Source organism: Nocardia sp. NPDC055321, assembly GCF_053645575.1.
This window is the reverse complement of the sequence record NZ_JBSHMS010000005.1, coordinates 181,517-199,631: the sequence shown is the minus strand read 5'-3', so window position 1 is coordinate 199,631 and position 18,115 is coordinate 181,517. Positions and strand designations below refer to the sequence as shown.

15 protein-coding genes and 2 tRNA genes are annotated in these 18,115 nt (G+C 68.0%); 13 read left to right on the top strand and 4 right to left on the bottom strand.

Annotated elements, in window-relative coordinates; translation table 11 throughout:
• Positions 1-78 precede the first annotated feature (78 nt).
• From ACWIGI_RS10055 to ACWIGI_RS10035, 5 genes are all read left to right on the top strand, one after another.
• Positions 79-151: transfer RNA gene (locus ACWIGI_RS10055), tRNA-Gly, on the top strand.
• 14 nt (positions 152-165) lie between these two features.
• A tRNA-Val gene (locus ACWIGI_RS10050) sits at positions 166-240 on the top strand.
• A 66-nt stretch (positions 241-306) separates the two neighbouring features.
• On the top strand, positions 307-660 hold the full coding sequence (locus tag ACWIGI_RS10045; protein WP_454202001.1) for a hypothetical protein: 354 nt from the start codon (positions 307-309) through the stop codon (positions 658-660).
• A 339-nt stretch (positions 661-999) separates the two neighbouring features.
• Positions 1,000-1,968, top strand: coding sequence for a hypothetical protein (locus ACWIGI_RS10040; RefSeq protein ID WP_454202000.1), 969 nt, complete (start codon positions 1,000-1,002; stop codon positions 1,966-1,968).
• On the top strand, positions 1,969-3,180 hold the full coding sequence (locus ACWIGI_RS10035) for a hypothetical protein (RefSeq protein WP_454201999.1): 1,212 nt from the start codon (positions 1,969-1,971) through the stop codon (positions 3,178-3,180). It begins immediately after the preceding gene.
• 8 nt (positions 3,181-3,188) lie between these two features.
• Here the strand turns inward: ACWIGI_RS10035 and ACWIGI_RS10030 are convergent, their stop codons facing one another.
• Together ACWIGI_RS10030 and ACWIGI_RS10025 are read right to left on the bottom strand one after the other, a co-directional pair.
• On the bottom strand, positions 3,189-3,947 hold the full coding sequence (locus ACWIGI_RS10030) for an alpha/beta fold hydrolase (protein WP_454201998.1): 759 nt from the start codon (positions 3,945-3,947) through the stop codon (positions 3,189-3,191).
• Between the two features lie 294 nt (positions 3,948-4,241).
• Positions 4,242-4,961, bottom strand: a complete 720-nt coding sequence (locus tag ACWIGI_RS10025; protein ID WP_454201997.1) for a helix-turn-helix domain-containing protein — start codon at positions 4,959-4,961, stop codon at positions 4,242-4,244.
• Between the two features lie 190 nt (positions 4,962-5,151).
• On the opposite strand from ACWIGI_RS10025, the gene ACWIGI_RS10020 reads away from it, so the two are divergent.
• From ACWIGI_RS10020 to ACWIGI_RS10010, 3 genes are all read left to right on the top strand, one after another.
• The gene (locus ACWIGI_RS10020) at positions 5,152-6,960 is read left to right on the top strand and encodes an ABC transporter ATP-binding protein (RefSeq protein ID WP_454201996.1); all 1,809 of its coding nucleotides are present in this window, start codon (positions 5,152-5,154) and stop codon (positions 6,958-6,960) included.
• Entirely contained in the window at positions 6,957-8,681 is a 1,725-nt protein-coding gene (locus tag ACWIGI_RS10015; protein ID WP_454201995.1) for an ABC transporter ATP-binding protein, read from the top strand. The genes ACWIGI_RS10020 and ACWIGI_RS10015 overlap by 4 nt, the downstream gene beginning before the upstream one ends.
• 96 nt (positions 8,682-8,777) lie before the next feature.
• Positions 8,778-9,536, top strand: coding sequence for an ArsR/SmtB family transcription factor (locus tag ACWIGI_RS10010; RefSeq protein WP_454202268.1), 759 nt, complete (start codon positions 8,778-8,780; stop codon positions 9,534-9,536).
• 32 nt (positions 9,537-9,568) lie between these two features.
• Here the strand turns inward: ACWIGI_RS10010 and ACWIGI_RS10005 are convergent, their stop codons facing one another.
• Positions 9,569-10,825, bottom strand: a complete 1,257-nt coding sequence (locus tag ACWIGI_RS10005; RefSeq protein WP_454201994.1) for a hypothetical protein — start codon at positions 10,823-10,825, stop codon at positions 9,569-9,571.
• Positions 10,826-11,075: 250 nt separating this feature from the next.
• On the opposite strand from ACWIGI_RS10005, the gene ACWIGI_RS10000 reads away from it, so the two are divergent.
• Complete coding sequence (locus ACWIGI_RS10000; protein ID WP_454201993.1) at positions 11,076-12,581, top strand: DUF222 domain-containing protein; 1,506 nt, start codon at positions 11,076-11,078, stop codon at positions 12,579-12,581.
• 1,093 nt (positions 12,582-13,674) lie between these two features.
• On the opposite strand, the gene ACWIGI_RS09995 is transcribed toward ACWIGI_RS10000, so the two are convergent.
• Entirely contained in the window at positions 13,675-14,346 is a 672-nt protein-coding gene (locus ACWIGI_RS09995; protein ID WP_454201992.1) for a hypothetical protein, read from the bottom strand.
• 369 nt (positions 14,347-14,715) lie between these two features.
• Between ACWIGI_RS09995 and ACWIGI_RS09990 the strand changes: the two genes are divergently transcribed.
• Genes ACWIGI_RS09990 through ACWIGI_RS09975 form a run of 4 tightly spaced genes read left to right on the top strand, consistent with a single transcriptional unit; the run spans position 14,716 to position 18,111 of the window.
• Complete coding sequence (locus ACWIGI_RS09990; protein ID WP_454201991.1) at positions 14,716-15,792, top strand: hypothetical protein; 1,077 nt, start codon at positions 14,716-14,718, stop codon at positions 15,790-15,792.
• Positions 15,793-15,814: 22 nt separating this feature from the next.
• Positions 15,815-16,624 (top strand): hypothetical protein, encoded by an 810-nt coding sequence (locus ACWIGI_RS09985; protein ID WP_454201990.1) that lies wholly within the window; start codon positions 15,815-15,817, stop codon positions 16,622-16,624.
• A 3-nt stretch (positions 16,625-16,627) separates the two neighbouring features.
• Complete coding sequence (locus tag ACWIGI_RS09980; protein WP_454201989.1) at positions 16,628-17,488, top strand: MinD/ParA family ATP-binding protein; 861 nt, start codon at positions 16,628-16,630, stop codon at positions 17,486-17,488.
• On the top strand, positions 17,485-18,111 hold the full coding sequence (locus ACWIGI_RS09975) for a hypothetical protein (protein ID WP_454201988.1): 627 nt from the start codon (positions 17,485-17,487) through the stop codon (positions 18,109-18,111). The genes ACWIGI_RS09980 and ACWIGI_RS09975 overlap by 4 nt, the downstream gene beginning before the upstream one ends.
• Positions 18,112-18,115: the final 4 nt, after the last annotated feature.

Here is an 18,115-nt window from a genome sequence, read left to right as displayed (position 1 = left end):
GGCGATTTGCTATTTGACCCTGTTTGTCCCTAAAGTTCTGTCCCGCAAGCCGATCGGGTCACGAGCCCGGGCGAGCAAGCGGATGTAGCGCAGCTGGTAGCGCATCACCTTGCCAAGGTGAGGGTCGCGAGTTCGAATCTCGTCATCCGCTCAACGGGGGAACACGCGCGATTAGCTCAGCGGGAGAGCGCTTCCCTGACACGGAAGAGGTCACTGGTTCAATCCCAGTATCGCGCACCAGCATTGGCGGAAGGGCCCGGTTCACGCCGGGCCCTTCCGCTGTTCTCGGGAGGGGATACTCGAGGGATGAGCCGAGAGGATCTGCCCGCGCCGGATGCGCAGCCGGAGTTGGGGATACGGCCGCGGTGGTTGCGGACGGGGTCGGTGCACTTCCCGGCGGCCGCGCTGGTGGACGGGCACGAATGGGTGTTGCGGCTCAACAGTTTTCCCGATCACCCGATGTGGACGCTGTTCGTGGACGGGGTACGGCGGTTCGACGTCGAGGATGCACCGGCGTGCTGGGGGAAGCCACTCGGCCTCCGCAGCTGGGCGCGGGGTCCGGCGGCGGCGCGGCGGCTGCTCGACGCGGTGCGGGGGTTCGCGGTGTACGGCAGCGAGGTCGGGGATCCCTGCACGGATCCATTCTGCTGCGGATGGTGAGTGAGCGGTGGGCGGGGCGCGGCCGGCTGCGCCCGGCTTGCTGGTGGTCGAGGGGGTCGTGGGGCTTGCGCGGCCGCATTCGCATCACACGGTGCAGGTGATCAGCGCGGCGGAGAGAATCGAGATGGGGGATGGCGCCGGTGCATCGGATGGCAGTTCATCGCCCGGTTGTCCCTCGCCACCAGGGAGCTGCCAGCGGAGCCCCTCCCCGGCCTGATGTGCCGCCGATGACTCGGTTCCGGCCAGGATCGCCGTCAGGTTGGGCGGAACCGGCATCGGGGTCCTTGCTGTTGTTGTTGGTTCAAGCAAATGTCGGTGGGTACCGGTAGAACTGTCATCGTGTCCAGGTCTGCGGAGCACGACTTCGTTACCAGCGTCTTCATTCAGTGTGCTGCCGAACTGTCCCGTTCGGAGGTTTTCGGATACGAGGAAGCCGACCGCGGCCAGTTCGACTTCGCATGCACGCTGACCCGTGATCACTCTCGGAATCTGATCGGTCAGACACTGACCCACCATGCAGCGGGGATCGACAAGGACCTCGCCTCTCTGCTGCACGACACCGACTCCCATCTGCCGGTGTACCTCTACTCCGACGAGGCCCGCCACGTCGGCCGTATTCAGGAGTTTCTCAGCAATGCACGGCACCGGCTGGCCGATCGGGTCGAGGTGTTGCGCCTGCTCAGCTACCCGTCCTTCAACGTCGACAACGAGACCGAACGCGAAGTCGCCAGAGCGGCGATCAAGAATCAGGTCGTCGACGATCTGCTGCTGAACGTGACATTCGGCCGTCTGTCCTCGGTCGACATCGACATGCTGCTGAAAGATGTCGGCATCCCCGGGCTCCTGCTGGGATTGCTGGACCGAATTGCCACCGCCGGCTTCATGAACTACCCCGAGCTCGCACGAACGTTCGGCCACTCCTCGAACACTCTGGAGCGACGGGTGCGTACGCTCTTCGCCGCCGGAATGCTGGAGCAGGGCGTTGATTCCACCCTCGTCCGGACAACCACGCGAGCCCGGGTCCTGCTCCGCATCGCCCACCTGTTGATGCGGGAAGACAAGGCCGGGCCCGAACTCGTCTACCTCCTGAACCGGCTGGGCCTGGGCTCTCATGCGGAAATCAGCGACACGGACCCGACGAACCTGCTGAGCCTCCCCTTCGACGCCACGGCAAAACGGATACGCCTGGTTACCGAACTGCAGCAGGCACGGACCCGCTACGGCGCAGGCCTGACCGGCGGCGGCTTTCTACTGGATGTGCGACCCGGCCTGCCGGTTCCGCCCGGATTGATGTGGATCGGACGATAAGTGAGCCTTCAGGACCTATCCGAGGCCGCGGTGCTCGCGGCACTGACCGAGTTCGATGCCGTCGGCAGAGACGAGTTCCTGGCCAAGTACAAATTCGGACGGGCGCGGTCTTACTTCATCGTCTTCGAGGGCAGGCGGTACGACTCCAAGGCGATCGCCGGGGCCGCGCACGGCTACCTTCCCGGCCGCGATGCTCTCCTGCCCGCAGACTTCAGTGGCGGCGAAGCCACCGTGGCAACCACGCTTCGCGGTCTCGGTTTCGAAATGCATACCGGCAGAGTGGAACACCCCTCTGACGAAATCGGAGGTCTCCGGTCCGCCGACAGTTCCCCGGCATCCCCTCGCCTACCACCCTGGGCCTGGCACGAACTGGTGCTCGCCTGTGATCTCACCGCCAGGCACGGCTGGCACGAGCTGGATGTCAACCACAAGGAAGTCGTCGCGCTCTCGAACATCCTGCGCCGGCTCGACATCCACCCCGGAGCGGCCGACAACGCGCGGTTTCGCAGCCGCGGTTCCGTCCGGCGGAAGATGATGAACATCGCACACTGCCATCCGAATTCGACCCGTAAGGACAGCAATCACGGCGCGTTGGACCTGGAGGTTGTCAACGCCTTCATCAGCGACCCGGACCGGATGCACGCCTTCGCGCGGCAGCTACGCCACGATCTTCTTTCTGCACCGGATTCCGAACCTGATCACGACACCGATATCGGCGACAACTCAGCGCCCACCCCGGACATCGATCTCCCGCAGTTCAGGCCGAGCAGCGAAGACGTACTGATCTCCGCGATCAGAGCGCACTTCCGTGTCACTTCACGAGATCAGAGACGACTGGCGACCGACTTCGGTGCGGCCGCCACCGCCCGCCGGCTGCGCCCGGAAAAGGACTCTGCAACAGGCGATCTGGTGCTGAGCCGGGGATCACGACGGTGGATCGTGGCAACCAGGGTAGTCGCGAACGGCAATGCAACCGCCGCCGTACAAGCCGCGATCGGCTCCCTGACCTACACCCGGCACTTCCTCTATCGCGACGAAAACATAGACGTCGTAGCCCTTTTCACCGAACCGATCGGCGCGGTCTACGTCGACTTCCTCGAAACGCTCGGCATTCGGTCGATCTGGCGTGCAGGCGACGGCTGGGACGGGTCCGTGAGCGCGGTGCGGGATCAGCTGGTCGGGCCGGGAACCCACGGCTCATCTGCCTACTGACGCCAGGATCAGGGGTTCGGTTTGCGGCGGATGGGGGCGAAGGTCTCGACCGGGGGGTTGGTCAGGAAGTCGAGCAGGATCGCGTGGCAGAGGGCGGGCTTCTCGGACAGGAGGCCGTGGGAGGTGCCGGGGACCACCGCCAGTTCGGCGTCGGGGAGGCTTTCGTAGAGGGACTGGGCGTGGGACGGGAGGACCTCGTCGTCGTCGCCCAGGAGGATCAGGGTCCGGGTCGGGAGAGTTGAGAGGTCGGCGGGGGTCAGGGACGGTTCGGTCGCGTGTTCGGTGGCCAACTTGCGCAGGATCGTGTCGTAGTGGGCGCGGGGGTGGGGAGAGATTTCGGCGTAGGCGTCGCGCATGAAATCCGGTGGGGTCAGGTCGTTGTCGAGAACGCCGGGGGCCCAGCCGGTTCGGTGGTAGACCCCGGCCACCAGGATCAGGTGGGTGATCAGGTCGGGGCGGCGCAGGGCCGTCAGCAGGGCCACCGTCGCGCCGTCGCTGTAGCCGAGCAGGGCCGTGGGGGCCGCGATCACCTGTTCCAGGAAGTCGACGGTGTCGCGGGCCATCAGGTCGAAGGTCAGGGGGCCGTCGACGTCGGGGGTGTGGCCGTGGCCGCGGCGGTCGGGGGTGTACACGCGGAAGTGTTCGGACAGGGCGGGCACATTGGGGGTGAAGGCGCGGGAATCGACGGCCGCGGGGTGCAGGAGCAGCAGCGGATCACCCGCGCCGTACTCGCGGTACCACAGGGGTGTTGTGCTCGACTGCGTCATTCGCCGACCTCTCTCCGTGCCGCATGCCCGCCGGGTGCGGCGGAATCACTCCGGGAAGCGGACGCACCCGGGCCACCACAGTAGGCCGGGCCGACCGCGATTCCCGGGAGTCCCACCGGCTGTCAGCGATGCGGGATCGTTCTTCGATCACAGATGAGACGGCACGAGCGCCGGAGATTCATCGGTGATCGGGCGGCGATCGCCATTACCGGCCGCGGTGATCGCGTGGGCGTTCTCGACTCCGGGCATGAGTGGCCGGAATCGGATAGTGCCGGGCGCAGGCCGGACACCGTGTCACGTGCCGAGGTCGAACCGGATCCCCGAGCGCAGCGTCGCCGTGGCCGAGATGCCGAACATGGCGTGGAACGTCTCGCTGAAATGCGACGGGGTCGCGAAGCCCGCGTCGGTGGCGGCGCGGGTCAGATCGTGGCCGGCGCCCACGGCACGCATCGTCCGCAGGATGCGCGACCAGCGCTGGTAGCCGCGGAACGTCGTCCCGCACTGCTGGGCGAAGACCCGCAGGAAGTGCGTGGTGGACAGGCCGAGGGACGCGGCGACCGGCTCGGCGCGGTAGGTCCGGTCCGGGTTGTCGCGGATGGCGGCCGCGACCCGCTCGATGCGCGGGTCCGGGGCGGGCGTCGAGCCCGAAACAGCCCGGGCCACAATGCGATCCGGATCCGGGTCGGGTGAGCCGCACAGCTCGATCAGCTCGCGCTCGTGGCGATGCCCGAGCCCGTACGGGTCGTCGAACGCCGTCATCGCCCCCGCGATGGCCGAGGCCCGGGTGCTCGCGGGATCCACGAACAGCAGCAGGATCCAGCCGCCGGGCACGGTGACGCGATGCGGGGTGTGCGCGGGGGCGAAGCAACTGCGGGTGGTGATCGGCGCGTGGGTCGCGGTGTCCAGTTCGAACGGCGCGTCGAGTCCCACGCTGAGCACCGCGACGGCGGGGGCGTGCAGATCGACACCGAGTTCGGGGCCGATGTAGCCCGCGTGGCCCGGCCGAATCCACACCCGGGGGAATCTGGTCGAACCGCAGGTTTCCGAAAGCGCGCCGACCCTCACCCCTGCGAGCCTACCGGTGGGCCCGTCGGCAGGACGGGCCCGGCGGAGCGCGGGCTCGCAGGCGCACTCCCCCCAGGACAACTCGAATCGGCGCACACGCGGAACCCCTCCGCCGGTTCGCGAGAAGAGCGGCGGCGCGATGACCATCACCGAACAGGCCGGGCCCGGAACCCGATCCACTCCCCCCGACCAGCCCCCGCGCACTCGGGGGCTGTTCGCGCCGTATCGCGCGCGCTTCGCCGCGGTGCTGGTCCTGCAGGTGATCGGGGCGATCGCCGGTCTCGCACCGCTGCTCGCGGTCGCCGAACTCGGCCGGACGCTGCTGTCCGCCGATCCGATCGACCACGGGCACGTCCGGCTCGTCGTGCTGGCCGGCGTGGGCGGGCTGCTCGTCCGGCTGATCTTCACCGCCGCGTCCGCCGGCCTCGGGCACCTGCTGGACGCCGAGGTGCAGCTCGGTCTGCGCCGGCGGCTGGCCGCACAGCTGGGGCGGGTGCCGATCGGCTGGTTCGCACGCCGGCGCAGCGGCGAGCTGGCCACGATGGTGGGCCGCGACGTCAGCGCCACCCACCCGCTGATCGCCCACGCGCCCGGTGAACTGGTCGCCGCGTTCGTGGTCCCGCTGGTGTCGCTGATCTATCTCGCCACGATCGACTGGCGGCTCACCCTGATCACCCTGATCCCCGTCGGCCTCGCCCTGGCCCTGGTACCGCTCATGATGACGCCGAAGCGCCAGCGCCTGGAGCACGAGATGGACGCGGCCATGGGCCGAATCGCCGGGGCCGCCGTGGAATTCGTGCGGGGCATCGCCGTGGTCAAGACCTTCGGCGGCGGGTCGCGCGCGCACCGCGCGTTCCTCACCGCCGCGGACTATTTCACCGAGACGCTGCGCAGCTGGGTCTTCGGCATGTCGCTGATCGCGGCGGGTATGCAGCTGGCGCTGTCGCCGCCGTTCGTCCTGCTGGTCGTGCTCACGGGCGGTTCGGCCTTCATCACCGGCGGCTCCCTGGCCCCGGCGGACCTGCTCCCGTTCCTGCTGCTCGGCCTCGGTTTGACCGCGCCGGTGGCCGCGCTCGGGCACGGCCTCGACGATCTGCAGGCCGCGCGGCGCGCGCTCGGCAGGATCCGGAACGTGCTGGCGGTGCCGGCGCTGTCCGAACCCACGCGACCCGCTGTGCCGCGGGGACATCGGGTGGAGCTGCGGGACGTGCGCTTCGGCTACACCGACGGCGAGGAGGTCCTGCGCGGCATCGACCTCACGCTCGAGCCGGGCACGACCACCGCGCTCGTCGGGCCGTCGGGCAGCGGAAAGTCCACGCTGGTACAGCTTTTGCCGCGTTTCTTCGATCCCACGCACGGCGCGGTCCTGCTCGGCGGGGTCGATCTGCGCGAGCTGAGCGCGCGGGACCTGTATCGCCGGGTGTCGTTCGTCTTCCAGGACGTGCGACTGCTGCGCGCCTCGGTCGCGGACAACATCGCGCTGGCGGCGCCGCACGCCGGCCTCGACGACGTGGTGCGGGTGGCCCGGATGGCCGGCATCCACGATCGGATCCTCGAACTCCCGCACGGCTACGAAACAATCCTGGGCGCGGACGCGGAACTGTCCGGGGGTGAGGCACAACGGATTTCGCTGGCGCGAGCGCTGCTGGCCGACACCCCCGTGCTGGTACTGGACGAGGCAACCTCGTTCGCCGACCCGCTGACCGAGCGCGCGATCCGGCGAGCTCTGGCCGGGCTGACCGATCGGACGATCCTGGTGATCGCGCACCGGCTCGAGACCATCGCGAGCGCGGACACCGTGGTGATGCTCGCGAACGGCCGCATCACCGAACAGGGCACCCCCGCCGAATTGCTCTCCCGCCACGGCGATTTCGCCGAACTCCACCGTGCACACACGACCGCCGCAGCGGAATCGCTCGGCGACCTCCAGGAAGGCGAAGCCCGATGATCCGCATGCTCCTGCACCTGCTCGGCCATCGGTACGCCGGACCGCTGCGGCGCACCCTGGTGCTGATGACCGCGACGGCGGTCGCCGAGGGCCTCTCGTACGCGTTCCTGGTTCCCCTGCTGCGCGCGCTGTTCGGCGACAGTCCCGAGGACGGCCGCCCGTGGCTGGCGGCTTTTGCCGCCGCGGTCGCGGTGTACGCGATCCTGCGCTACCGCAGCGACCTGTCGGGCTTCCGGGTCGGGACGGCGCTGCTGCACGGGGTGTACCACCGGCTCGGAGATCACCTGGCGCGCCTGCCCGTCGGCTGGTTCACCGCGCGCCGGGTGGGTGAGGTGTCCGAGCTGGCCAGTGCCGGTGTGCTGCAGTCGATGGGCGTCATCGCCCACATCCTGGGGCCGTTCCTGTCGGCCTGCGTGACGCCCCTGACCATCGTGCTCGTCATGCTCGCCTACCAGTGGCAGCTGGGTCTGGCCGCGTTGCTCGCCGCGCCGGTCGTGGTGCTGATCCAGATCCGCACCGGCCGGGCGATGGCCGCCACCGACGCCGCGCGCGACGAGCGCGATCAGGAGGCGACCGCGCGGGTCATCGAATACCTTCGGGCACAACCGGTTCTGCGCGCGGGCGGTCGCACGGCCGAACGGTTCGAACTGCTCGACGACGCCCTGACCGATGTGGAGCGCGCGAGCCGGAGTTCGATCCGGTCGGCGGTCCCCGGCCTGCTCGGCTTGGCTCTCACGGTGCAGGCGGTCTTCACCGTGCTGCTGGCCCTGGGCGCGTATCTGGCGGTCGGCGGAAACGTCGGCGCGGCAGAGGTATTGGCGATCCTGGTGCTGGCGGCCCGCAGCGCGGACCCGCTGCTCTCGCTCTCCGACATCGGCAGTCAGCTCCGCTCGGGCCGTGCGGTCCTGGCGAAACTCGACACGGTCCTGCGCACCGAACCGCTGCCGGAGCCGCACACCCCGATCCGGCCGCGCACGCACGAGGTGGAGTTCGACGGGGTGCGATTCCGGCGCGGCGGCCGCACGGTGGTCGAGAACCTGTCGCTCACCGTCCCGGCGGGCACCCGGCTCGCGATCGTCGGGCCGTCCGGCGCGGGCAAGAGCACGCTGCTGCAACTGATCGCGCGGTTCTACGACGTGGACGCGGGCGCGGTGCGGATCGGCGGGGTCGACGTCCGCTCGATGAGCGCCGACGACCTGATGGCGCGGATCGCGATCGTGTTCCAGGACGTGTACCTGTTCGACGGAACGATCGCGGAGAATATCCGGCTCGGCCGGCCCGAGGCGACGGACGCGCAGGTGCGAGCGGCCGCGAGCGCGGCGGGGCTCGACGAGGTGATCGCGCGGCTCGGCGACGGCTGGGACACGGCGGTGGGCGAAGGCGGGGCGCTGCTGTCCGGGGGTGAGCGCCAACGGGTTTCGATCGCGCGGGCGCTGTTGAAGGACGCGCCGATCGTGCTGCTGGACGAGGTGACGTCGGCGTTGGACCCGGTCAGCGAGGCGGCGGTGCACGCGGGGGTCGATCGACTGATGGCGGGGCGGACCGTGGTGGTCGTGGCGCACCGGCTGCGGACGGTGCGGGAGGCCGATCGGATCGTGTTCCTCGACGGTGGGGTGATCGTGGAGGCGGGGAGCCATGACGAGCTGGTTCGGGCGGGTGGGAGGTACGCGGAGTTCTGGCGGCTGGTGGTTGCGCCGGAGCTGGATGTGGCGGGCGGGTAGAGGCGTTTTAACAGCCTCTAGCTGGCCTTTTCCTCGACGTTGTTGACATATGCAGGTAAATACCTGCATTATTTCCGGGTGCAACCCGAACCCGACATGGACACGGTTTTCAAGGCGTTGGCGGACTCCACCCGGCGGCTGGTACTCGACCGGCTGCGGGAGCAGAACGGGCAGACGCTGCGCGAGCTCTGCGAGCGCGTGGACATGGCGCGGCAGTCACTGACCCAGCACGTCGACATTCTGGTGGCCGCCGGGCTCGTCACCGTGCTGCGGCGCGGGCGGGAGCGGGTGCACTACATCAATCCGGCACCGATCCACGACATCGAGATGCGGTGGATATCCGTCTTCGATCAGCCCCGGCTGGACGCGATCCGCGGCATCAAGAATCAGGCAGAGGAGTACGCCATGACCACCGCAGTAGCCAACTACGTCTATGTCACCTACATTCGCGCGAGCGCCGAACAGGTCTGGAAGGCCCTGACCGACGCCGACCTCACCGCCCAGTACTGGGGACACGCGAATGTGTCCGACTGGCAACAGGGTTCGACCTGGGAGCACCGCCGCGTCGACGGCACCGACAAGGTCGACGTCATCGGCAAGGTCCTGGAGACCGATCCCCCGAAGCGCCTGGTGATCACCTTCGAGGACTCTTTGGACGAGGATCGCGACCCGTCGGTCGTGACGTTCCTGATCGAGCCGCACCAGGACATCGTCCGGCTGACGGTGACGCACGAGAATCTGCCGAACGAGGAAATGCGGCAGGGGATTTCGTCCGGCTGGCCCGCCGTGCTCGCCAATCTCAAGTCGCTGCTCGAGACCGGCGCGGTGCTGCCTCAGGCGCCCTGGGATATGTAGCGGTCTCGCGGCCGTCCTGGGACCGGGGCCGATCAGACGTTGTGCCGTGCCAGGCGGGCGGTGGCCGCCCGCCTGGTTTCCGGTCCTTCCGAGGCGTCGGCGGCGATATTTGTGACGCGTTCTCGGACTGCGGGATTCGAGAGGTCGGCGTGTGCGATGCCGATCTCTCGGGTACCGGATTCGCAGTCGTCCAGACATTCGACGGCACGCAGTCGCGGAAAGTCCGGGGCCAGGGCGCTCAACGCCCCCGCGCAACGCTCGCGCAGATACGAATAGGGCGTACTGTCGAACACTTCCTCGATCGGCATACGGGCGGCGGCGAACCTGAGCCGCCCGAGCGCGGGGACGATGTCGCACAGGTCGCCGATACCGAAATCACCTTCGGTAGCAGCAGCTTTCAGACGTTCGAGCAGTAGTGGCGCGTCGGATTCTTCGCCGAGCGCGGCCAGCATGTCCAGCGCGAGGATGTTGTGATCACGGTCCGTGAACACGGTCGCGCGGGCCCACGCAAGCGCATCCGGCGTTCGAAGCGTCCGGAATTGCCTACGCAGCCAATGCCGAACGTCGGGCGGCAGGTCGGTGTCGGCGAGCCGGACCGACGCGAAATCCAGCAGTAATCGGGTCCACAGGTCCTCGGTGACCGACTCCGCGTCGGCGGTGGTGAGGAATCCGGCGTCGATCGCGAACCGCACCGCTCGATCACGCATCATCGCCTGCCGAGTCGCGCGGGGCGGAAGTTCCCGCCGATGTTGCGCCCGAGCACGTTCCGCCGCCTCGGCCGCCCGGTCCATGCGGGGATCGGCGCGCCGCCAGCTCGACCACGGGTGTGCGGACAGATCGGGGAATTGCCAGGACGACAGCAGGATCGACGTCAGTGTTTCGTCGTCGGCGACGTCCAGCAGGTCGCCGAGGAGTCCCTCGGCTTCCGGATGATCGGTGAAGGGAATCAGGGAGTTCAGGGCCAACTCCGGGTCGCGGCCCGTGGCCAGGTAGCGGCGTAGTTCGGAGACGGCTCCGGGGATGCCGCGCTGCGCCAGACACTCCATAACGCCGACGAGGAGCCAGGCATCGGAATCGCCGGAGGGGTCGACGGGAGTCGCGTACGCGGCGCGGAGGTCCGGGAGGGCGATGCCCAGGTCGGTTACGAGGGTCGCGTACAGCCAAGAGCGCGACTCGATCTGGTGATCCCAGCGGGGGTCGTGGATCACGCAGTCGATGACGTAGCCGGCGGCGGAGCGGGGGTTGGCCGAGGCGTTGGCGCGGGCGGCTCCGTGACCGCGCTGGATCATTCCCTGGAGGGTGCCGGGGGCAGCACGGAACGGCTCTGCGGGAGTGGGGATCGTGGAGTTATCGCACTCGGGTAATGGCACGTCGCGACCCTAAGGTTTTTGGCGGATTTGGGCGAGATGTTATCGGCGGGCGACGAGAAGATTATCGAGGTAGTCAGGGCGTGCCCGAATCATCATGTTGGTCCGAATAATGTTGCATCCCAACAGAATTGGGCTATTCATATCTGCTATTGAGGCGTAGAATAGAGGCATGGATTCGAGAGAGGTACCCACCATCGCGACCAGTGCCAAAGCACTTGGCGCCACGGTGGAAAACCTGCTCGAATTACCGATGTACTCAATGACCGATGGCGAGGTCATCGACGTCATGCAGGAACTCGAGACCAGCTTCCGCAAACTCGAAGCGGTGAAGCAGCGGTTCGCTCTCGAGTGTGGAGCGCGAGGCTTGGGCCCTCGGGCGGGCGTGAAGAGCTTGATCCTGTTCCTGCAACAGGCACTGCGACTGTCCTACGCCGAGGCCGCCGCCCGCGTTCGCAACGCCGATCTGCTGTCGACGGTGTCGGCAGGTTCGAGCACCCGCCCGCCGAAACTGCCACACGTGGCTCGAGCGCAACGGGCCGGAGAGATCTCCGCCGACCACGTGAAGGCAATCAATGATGCGCTGACGCGGATCCCCGACGCCGCTGGTGTGGAGGTCAAAGACCATGCCGAACAACACCTCACCTCATACGCCCGCGAAGGCGACCCGAAGGGTGTGACCAAGCTCGGGGTTCACATTCTGGCCCATGTCGATCCCGATGGGCGTTTGACCGAGGACCGGGACCGTCAGCGAGTCCGGGGCATCAAGATCGGGCATCAGGGCATCGATGGCATGTACCCGATCTCAGGTTTCCTGACTCCGCAGTTGGGTGCGGTCATGATCCCGATGTTCGAGAAATTCGGACGCCCCGGCATGTGCAACCCCTACGACCCCGAAAGCCCCTGGACCACCGCTGAACTGGGTCTCGATACCGAACTCGACGATGGCGACGACACCGGTGATGATGACGCCAAGGCCGACGACCCCACACTGACCCCGGCCCAGCGTGCCCGTGCCGCCCTTCGAGCGAAACTGCGCGCCGCCGCCAAACGCGACCACCGCAACGCCGAACAGCGCAACCACGACGCCCTGATGGTGTTCTTCCGCCCCGACATGGGCCCCACGAAGCTGGGATCACATCGCGGACTTCCGGTCTCGACCATCATCACCATGAGCATCGAGGACCTCGAGCGCCGCACAGGCGTGGCAACGACCGCGACCGGTGGCACGATGTCCATCACCCAAGCACTCCAGGTAGCCAAGAACTCCACCCCGTACCTGGTGGTGCTCGACCGCAACGGCCGACCGCTGCACCTGTCGCGAGGTCAGCGTCTCGCCAACCCGGCACAACGGTTGGCGCTCACCGCGACCGAGCGGGGTTGCACGCGCCCGGGATGCGACGCGCCAGCGAGCCGCTCGGCCGTCCACCACATCCGGGAATGGGCTGATGGTGGTGAAACGGACATCGAGAACCTGACTTTCGCGTGCGATGCCTGCCACGCCCAGATCAACACCGGCCCGAACGGCTGGGAAACCGTTGTGATGGGTGAGGATTCGGAGAATCCGGGAAAGACCGGCTGGATTCCGCCGCCACATATCGATCCGAAACGCCGACCTCGCGTGAATTTCCGTCATCATCCCCAGTTTCCGGGTATCCCCGCGCGATGGCGCTGTTAGCCACCCGGCCCCTGGTCTCGAGCCTCACCGCCGCTTTCGTCTCTGCCTCTTCGGCTTTCGACGCCGAAGAGGCTTTCGTGCGCCGACACACCCCACCCCCTTGGCGTCGAACCCACCCGAACTCCACCGCCAGCACCAGGCATTCCCACACGGCGACTCTGCCAGCGACCGCACCCCGGCCTGATATCCGTCCTGCTGCTCTACGCACTTTCGTTCGCGCCCTGATGGCCTTCGACGCCGAACGAACTCCCGCACACCTTGTCCCCCGGCCCGGCCATCTCACCCACACCGCCGGTGCGACCACACCCACCGGTGTTCACACCCGTGGCCGACGTAGCCCGAACCCGCACCCACCCTCTGGCTTCCAGCGGGTTTCGGGAGAGCAGGCAATACAGATGCGACAGTGCTGGTCACTTCGCCTGCCGTACCCGGCCTATGGCTCCCCAGCCAGGAGCGCCTTCGCCCTTCCAGCAGAGCTGGCCAGCCGTGGGAACCTTCTAGAGACCTACAGACAAAGACTCGTCATCAACACAACAGGATGATGTCTCTGGCGGTGATTGCCGCGCCCGGCCCAGGGTTGGAAACTCGGCCACGCATCCAGGGGCTTCGATCCCGTATATCGGCCCGGGAGGGCCGGAACCGCAGCCGAGGCACCCAACCCGCCCCCGCTCGTACTCCGTTATCCAGGCGTCCTTTCCCCGGTAGGGCACCCAACCGCAGCCGAGTCTCCCGACGTGCCCCCGCTGGTACTCCGTTGTCCGGGCTTCTTTCCGGCGGTAGGGCTCCCAACCGCCGCCGAGGCACCCACGTCATCCCGCTGGTACTCCGTTATCCAGGCTTCTCTCCCTCGGTAGGGCACCCAACCGGGGTCGGGCTACCCAAGTCTCTCCGCTGGTACCCCTAGTCCAGGCATCTCCCCCTCGGCAGCTCCGCCGCCAGGGCGACCAACAGGCCCGCTGGTCCTCCGCTATCGAGCCTCTGTGGCTGAGCACCCAACCCCCACCGCACGCACCCGCCGGCGCGTTGTTCTCCGAGCGACCACCCCACGCGCGCTGAAACCCAGCTGCCGATTACGAGAACTCCCCCGAATCCCTCACCCCACAACGGGAAGCGTCACAACCCCCTCCGGAATCACCGGAATCGAGTGCACAGTCGGAATCTTCGCCACCGGATCCGGCAGCAGCAAGCGCCAATCCTCCGACACCCAGAGCACCGTCTGCTCGGCCGACGTGATGGAGGCGTCGGGGTAAGTGGAGTAGACGGTCAGATCTGTTCGCTCCGGCGAATAGTTGTTGATTTTGTAGGCCGTGATCCGGGGAGCGAGGGCGGGATTCGCGGCGGATGTGATGGAGATTTGCGAGCGGGACAGTACCCAATTGTCCTTGGCCGGACCGGGGATCAGGGACTGGGACGCTATCTGGGGCCAGGTGGTGTCGGGAGCCAGGGACAGGCGGACATTGTGATTGATGGCGGCCAGCGCCGCGCCCTGGGGTGAATGGGTGTAGCCGGTGGCCACCGTGCCCACATTCTTCGGGCCGTCGGCGCCGATGGGGAGTTGGATGCCCTGGTAGGACTCCCAGTGAATGTTCGCGGGCGGGCGGGACGGATCCGGGGGCTCCGTCGTGGGAGTCGTCGAGGACGAGTCGGCGCCGCAGGCGGCGAGGAGCAGGAGTGCCGCCAGGATGGGCAGGATCGTCAGGCGGCGGGCGCGGGGAGCGGCCAGCCCGGCGGGCGATTGCCGAGAGTGTGCTGACTTGGCGCACATGCGAATTCCTTCCGAGAACCGGTGGCCTGTCGAGACATGGTGGGGCGCACGGTTCTTGCGGGGGTCGACGGGGATCATACGGCCGCCGGCTCGAGAAGTGGCAAGAATTGGTTCCGACTGTCCCGTATCCGGTTGTGGGAAGCGTGGTTACGAGTAGGATCGAGCCCGGAACATGATCATCGCACGACGGTGGGGTTTCGGCATGGGTCACCACGACACGGGTCGGAGACTCATCTGCGATGTGGTCGGTCGCGGGCACACAGCCTGGCCGTCAGGGGGATTCGGGCCGGGGAGTCCACAGATGACCGTATGGGGAATGGGGTAGAGATGAGCGCTACACGTACCTCGCTCGCATGGTCGGTGTTACCGATGCTGCTGGTAGCGAGCCAGGGAATCGCCGCGGCGGCTCCCGGACAACCGGGGCTCGCGGTGCCCGGCGAAGGACAGCCGGGGTTGAGTACCGTCCCCGAGCCGCCCGCGGTGAATACCGCGCCCAGCCCGGCGGATTGGATTCCCGATCCGCCCGTGGCGCCGCCGAATCGGCCCCGGCCGCAGCAGCAGACCCGGCCGAATATCGATACCCTCGTGCAGCCGGAGAATCAGATCGAGTCGGCGCCGGAGGAAGAGACCGTCGCGCCGAATGATCAGGCCGCGGTTATGCCTTCGGACCCGCATCAATTGCGGGTCGGCAGGAATACCGTGCAGTTGCCGGACTTCATCGACTTGAAGTCGCGAAACAAGGCCCAGGCATATCTCGACATGGCGGAATGGCAGATTGCCGCCGCCTACGACCGCATGGGCTTCTCCCGCGAAGACTCCGATCGCATGGCCGCATCCAGCACTGTGGGAGCGCTCGTCGGCGTCGGAGCTGCGGCGGTGGCCCCCCTGGCTCTGGTTCCAGCGGGTTGTGCCGTAGGAGCTGTCGTAGGCGGCATTGCAGGTGGTGCGATCGGCGGGTTGCCAACTGCCGGAATCGGAGCCCCCGCGGGTGCGATCATCGGAGGCGCAGGAGGGTGCGTCATCGGAGGCTCGCTCGGAGGGCTCGTCAGCGGGCCGATTGTCATTGGCGGCGCGACATTGGCTGCCTTCGCAGGCAATTGGCTGAGCGGAGGAGACGCCAACCAGCCGGCTCCGCCCGATCCGAACCTGGTCGAAGTCGCAGCCCCAGTAGAGCCTGCCGTTCAACCCGTTTCGGCTCCCGTCCTCGCCGCCCCCGTGATCCCCGATTACGTCCCGCCCGCCGTCGCCGAACCGGTGGCCCAGGCCGTCGCCCCGGTGGTCCAGCAGGTGAATACCGTCGTGGACCAGGTCGCCGACCAAGTGAATCAGGCAGTCGATCAAACCGTCGCCACCGTCGATTCGCTGCGCTCGGCCGTAGCCCAGATGCCCGTCCTGACACCGGAGGCCTTCCTGGCTTCCATCCAGCAGCCTGCCCCGGGTGTCTGACACGAACGAAAAGGGTGACGCCGTGATCGAAGAGAAAGATGTCACGGCGGCGAGACCACCGATGCCGGCTCTGCCGCCGAATCCCGAAGGTCCACGGGCGGATTCCGACGCGAATTCCACCGGGGAACCCGCCGCCGGCTGGGCGCAATGGCTCGACGCGGATCACGCGCCGGACGCACACGGACAGTCGCGGGCGCGCGCGTCCGCCGAACGGTATCTGGCCGCCGAGGATCCGATGGCGCCGCTGGTCAGCGCTGCTCGCGAACGCGCGGCGATCACGCGCAGGCGCAAGGTGATTCGGGATCGGATCGCGCTGAGCGGCGCCGCCGCCGTCGCCTTCGTGCTGCTGGCGGCGGCCCTGTGGTTCCAGTTCACGCCCGAGGACACCGCGGCCGAATCCACTCCCGTTCCGACGACCGAATCGGTGACGCCCGTGGCGGATCGGCCGGGATCGCAGGCGTGGTGCCGGGAGGTCGATTCGCAGGAACAGGTGAGCGGTTCGGGCGCGGGCGATCTCACCACCGGGCCCGGCGTGATTCTGCGCCTGGAACATTCCTGGTATGTCGCGCGCGACGCCCAGGCCGTGCGCGCACTGCTCACCGCCGACGCCAAGGCCGCGCCGGAGCAGGATACGCGCGCCGCCATCGCCGCGGTTCCCCCCGGCACGCAGCACTGTGTGAGCATCGCCAGGATGAATGTCGCCGATCGCTGGAGCGTCACCGTGGACGAGCGCCGCCCCGATGGCTCCCAGACCTCGTGGCAGCAGATCTTCACGACCGTGCAGCAGGATGGTCAGGTTCGCATCAGTTCCATTGTGGCGAGCGGACAGTGACCCATGACCGATGTCCACGATCTCATCCGCCAGTTGAGCGAACCCCCGGTCAGTAATCTCATGCAGCCGGGTCCGGCCGGCTCGCCCACCGATTCGGTGCCGCTGCGCGGTGGCCAGGGACGGCTGGTGCGCCCCGTGCTGCCCTCGGTGCTGGTGCTGGGCGGGTCCGGTTCCTCCGGCGCCTCGACCACCGCGCTCGGATTGGCCGCTGCCGCCGCCGTGGACGGCGAGGGCGAGATCTGGCCGGTGGCGGTGGATTCCACGCTCGGCGGCGGGGATCTGGCGCTGCGCGGCTGCGATACCTCGGCGCCGGTGAGCACCGTGCAGAGTTGGCTCGGCACCGATCATCCCGAATTCCCGTCCAATGTGGAGGCGTGCGCGGGCCGCACGTCCACCGGTGTGCGGGTGCTGACGCGCAGTCCGGAGGCGTTCCCGCGCCGCGAGACCCTCGTGTCGGTGGCTCGCCATCTCGAAACCGCCGGATTGCTGGCTGTTTTCGATGCCGGCGCGCCCGTGACCAGTCGCCTGGCCGCTCCCCTGCTGTCGGATCCCCGGGTCGGGCTGGTGATCACCGTGGCCGCGCGCCCGGATGCGATCAATCGCCTGCAGCCCGCACTGACCTGGCTGGATGACAATTTCAGCGAGTTCGTCGTGGGCGATGCGGTGATCGTGCTGACCGAACAGGTGCCCGGTTCGGCGGCCACCGTGGTCGATCACGTGCGCGCGCACCTGGGTTCCTGGGTGCGCGAGGTCGTGAAGATTCCCTTCGATCTGCACCTGGCCACCGGCGGCAAGATCACCTGGCATCGTCTGACCGCGGAAACGCGCGATGCCTATCTAGCGCTACTCGGGGCGCTGCGATGACGGGCGGTGCGGCGCCGGTTCCCATGTGGCACCGCGCCGTTCCCAATCGACCGCCCCGTCCGCCGCTGGTCTGGCTCATCGGCATGCACGGCGGCGCCGGGGTGAGCAGCCTCGCCGCCAGCATGAGCTGGGCCGGGGATGCCGGGCAGCGCTGGCCCGCGCGCATCGGGCTCGGCGCGGATATGGATTCGCCCCTGGTGGTCCTGGTGGCGCGCACCCATATGCGCGGGCTCGCCACCCTGCATCGGGCGCTGATCGCCCACCGGGCGCAGGCCACGCCGGCCGGGAGCGAGATCGTCGGCGTCATCACCGTCGCCGATTCCGCACGGCCGCTGCCTGTTCCGGCCGAGGAACGCCGCCGCGAGGTGGAATCGCTCGCCTTCGATCTCGGCGCGAAATCCTGGCGGCTGGGCTGGCTGGAACAGTGGCGCGCGCTCGAACCCCATGAACTCGCGGCCTGGGAACCCGGCTCCGGCAATACCCCGCTGGATGACGGCGATCCCACTCGCACACCGCCGCAATCGGTTCGGCTGCTGGCCGAACTGATTCTCACCACCGCCCGAGCGGCGGGGGCGAGGATCACCGCCCGCGCGCAACCCGTCGCGCAGAACGCGAGTACTTGACCCG

Excerpts from the sequence above, each read along its gene's own strand:
- ACWIGI_RS10045 (WP_454202001.1), top strand. The coding sequence starts at position 307 with ATGAGCCGAGAGGATCTGCCCGCGCCGGATGCGCAGCCGGAGTTGGGG.
- ACWIGI_RS10030 (WP_454201998.1), bottom strand. The coding sequence starts at position 3,947 with ATGACGCAGTCGAGCACAACACCCCTGTGGTACCGCGAGTACGGCGCG.
- ACWIGI_RS10020 (WP_454201996.1), top strand. The coding sequence starts at position 5,152 with ATGACCATCACCGAACAGGCCGGGCCCGGAACCCGATCCACTCCCCCC.
- ACWIGI_RS10015 (WP_454201995.1), top strand. The coding sequence starts at position 6,957 with ATGATCCGCATGCTCCTGCACCTGCTCGGCCATCGGTACGCCGGACCG.
- ACWIGI_RS10010 (WP_454202268.1), top strand. The coding sequence starts at position 8,778 with ATGGACACGGTTTTCAAGGCGTTGGCGGACTCCACCCGGCGGCTGGTA.
- ACWIGI_RS10005 (WP_454201994.1), bottom strand. The coding sequence starts at position 10,825 with ATGATCCAGCGCGGTCACGGAGCCGCCCGCGCCAACGCCTCGGCCAAC.
- ACWIGI_RS10000 (WP_454201993.1), top strand. The coding sequence starts at position 11,076 with ATGGATTCGAGAGAGGTACCCACCATCGCGACCAGTGCCAAAGCACTT.
- ACWIGI_RS09995 (WP_454201992.1), bottom strand. The coding sequence starts at position 14,346 with ATGTGCGCCAAGTCAGCACACTCTCGGCAATCGCCCGCCGGGCTGGCC.
- ACWIGI_RS09990 (WP_454201991.1), top strand. The coding sequence starts at position 14,716 with ATGCTGCTGGTAGCGAGCCAGGGAATCGCCGCGGCGGCTCCCGGACAA.
- ACWIGI_RS09980 (WP_454201989.1), top strand. The coding sequence starts at position 16,628 with ATGACCGATGTCCACGATCTCATCCGCCAGTTGAGCGAACCCCCGGTC.
- ACWIGI_RS09975 (WP_454201988.1), top strand. The coding sequence starts at position 17,485 with ATGACGGGCGGTGCGGCGCCGGTTCCCATGTGGCACCGCGCCGTTCCC.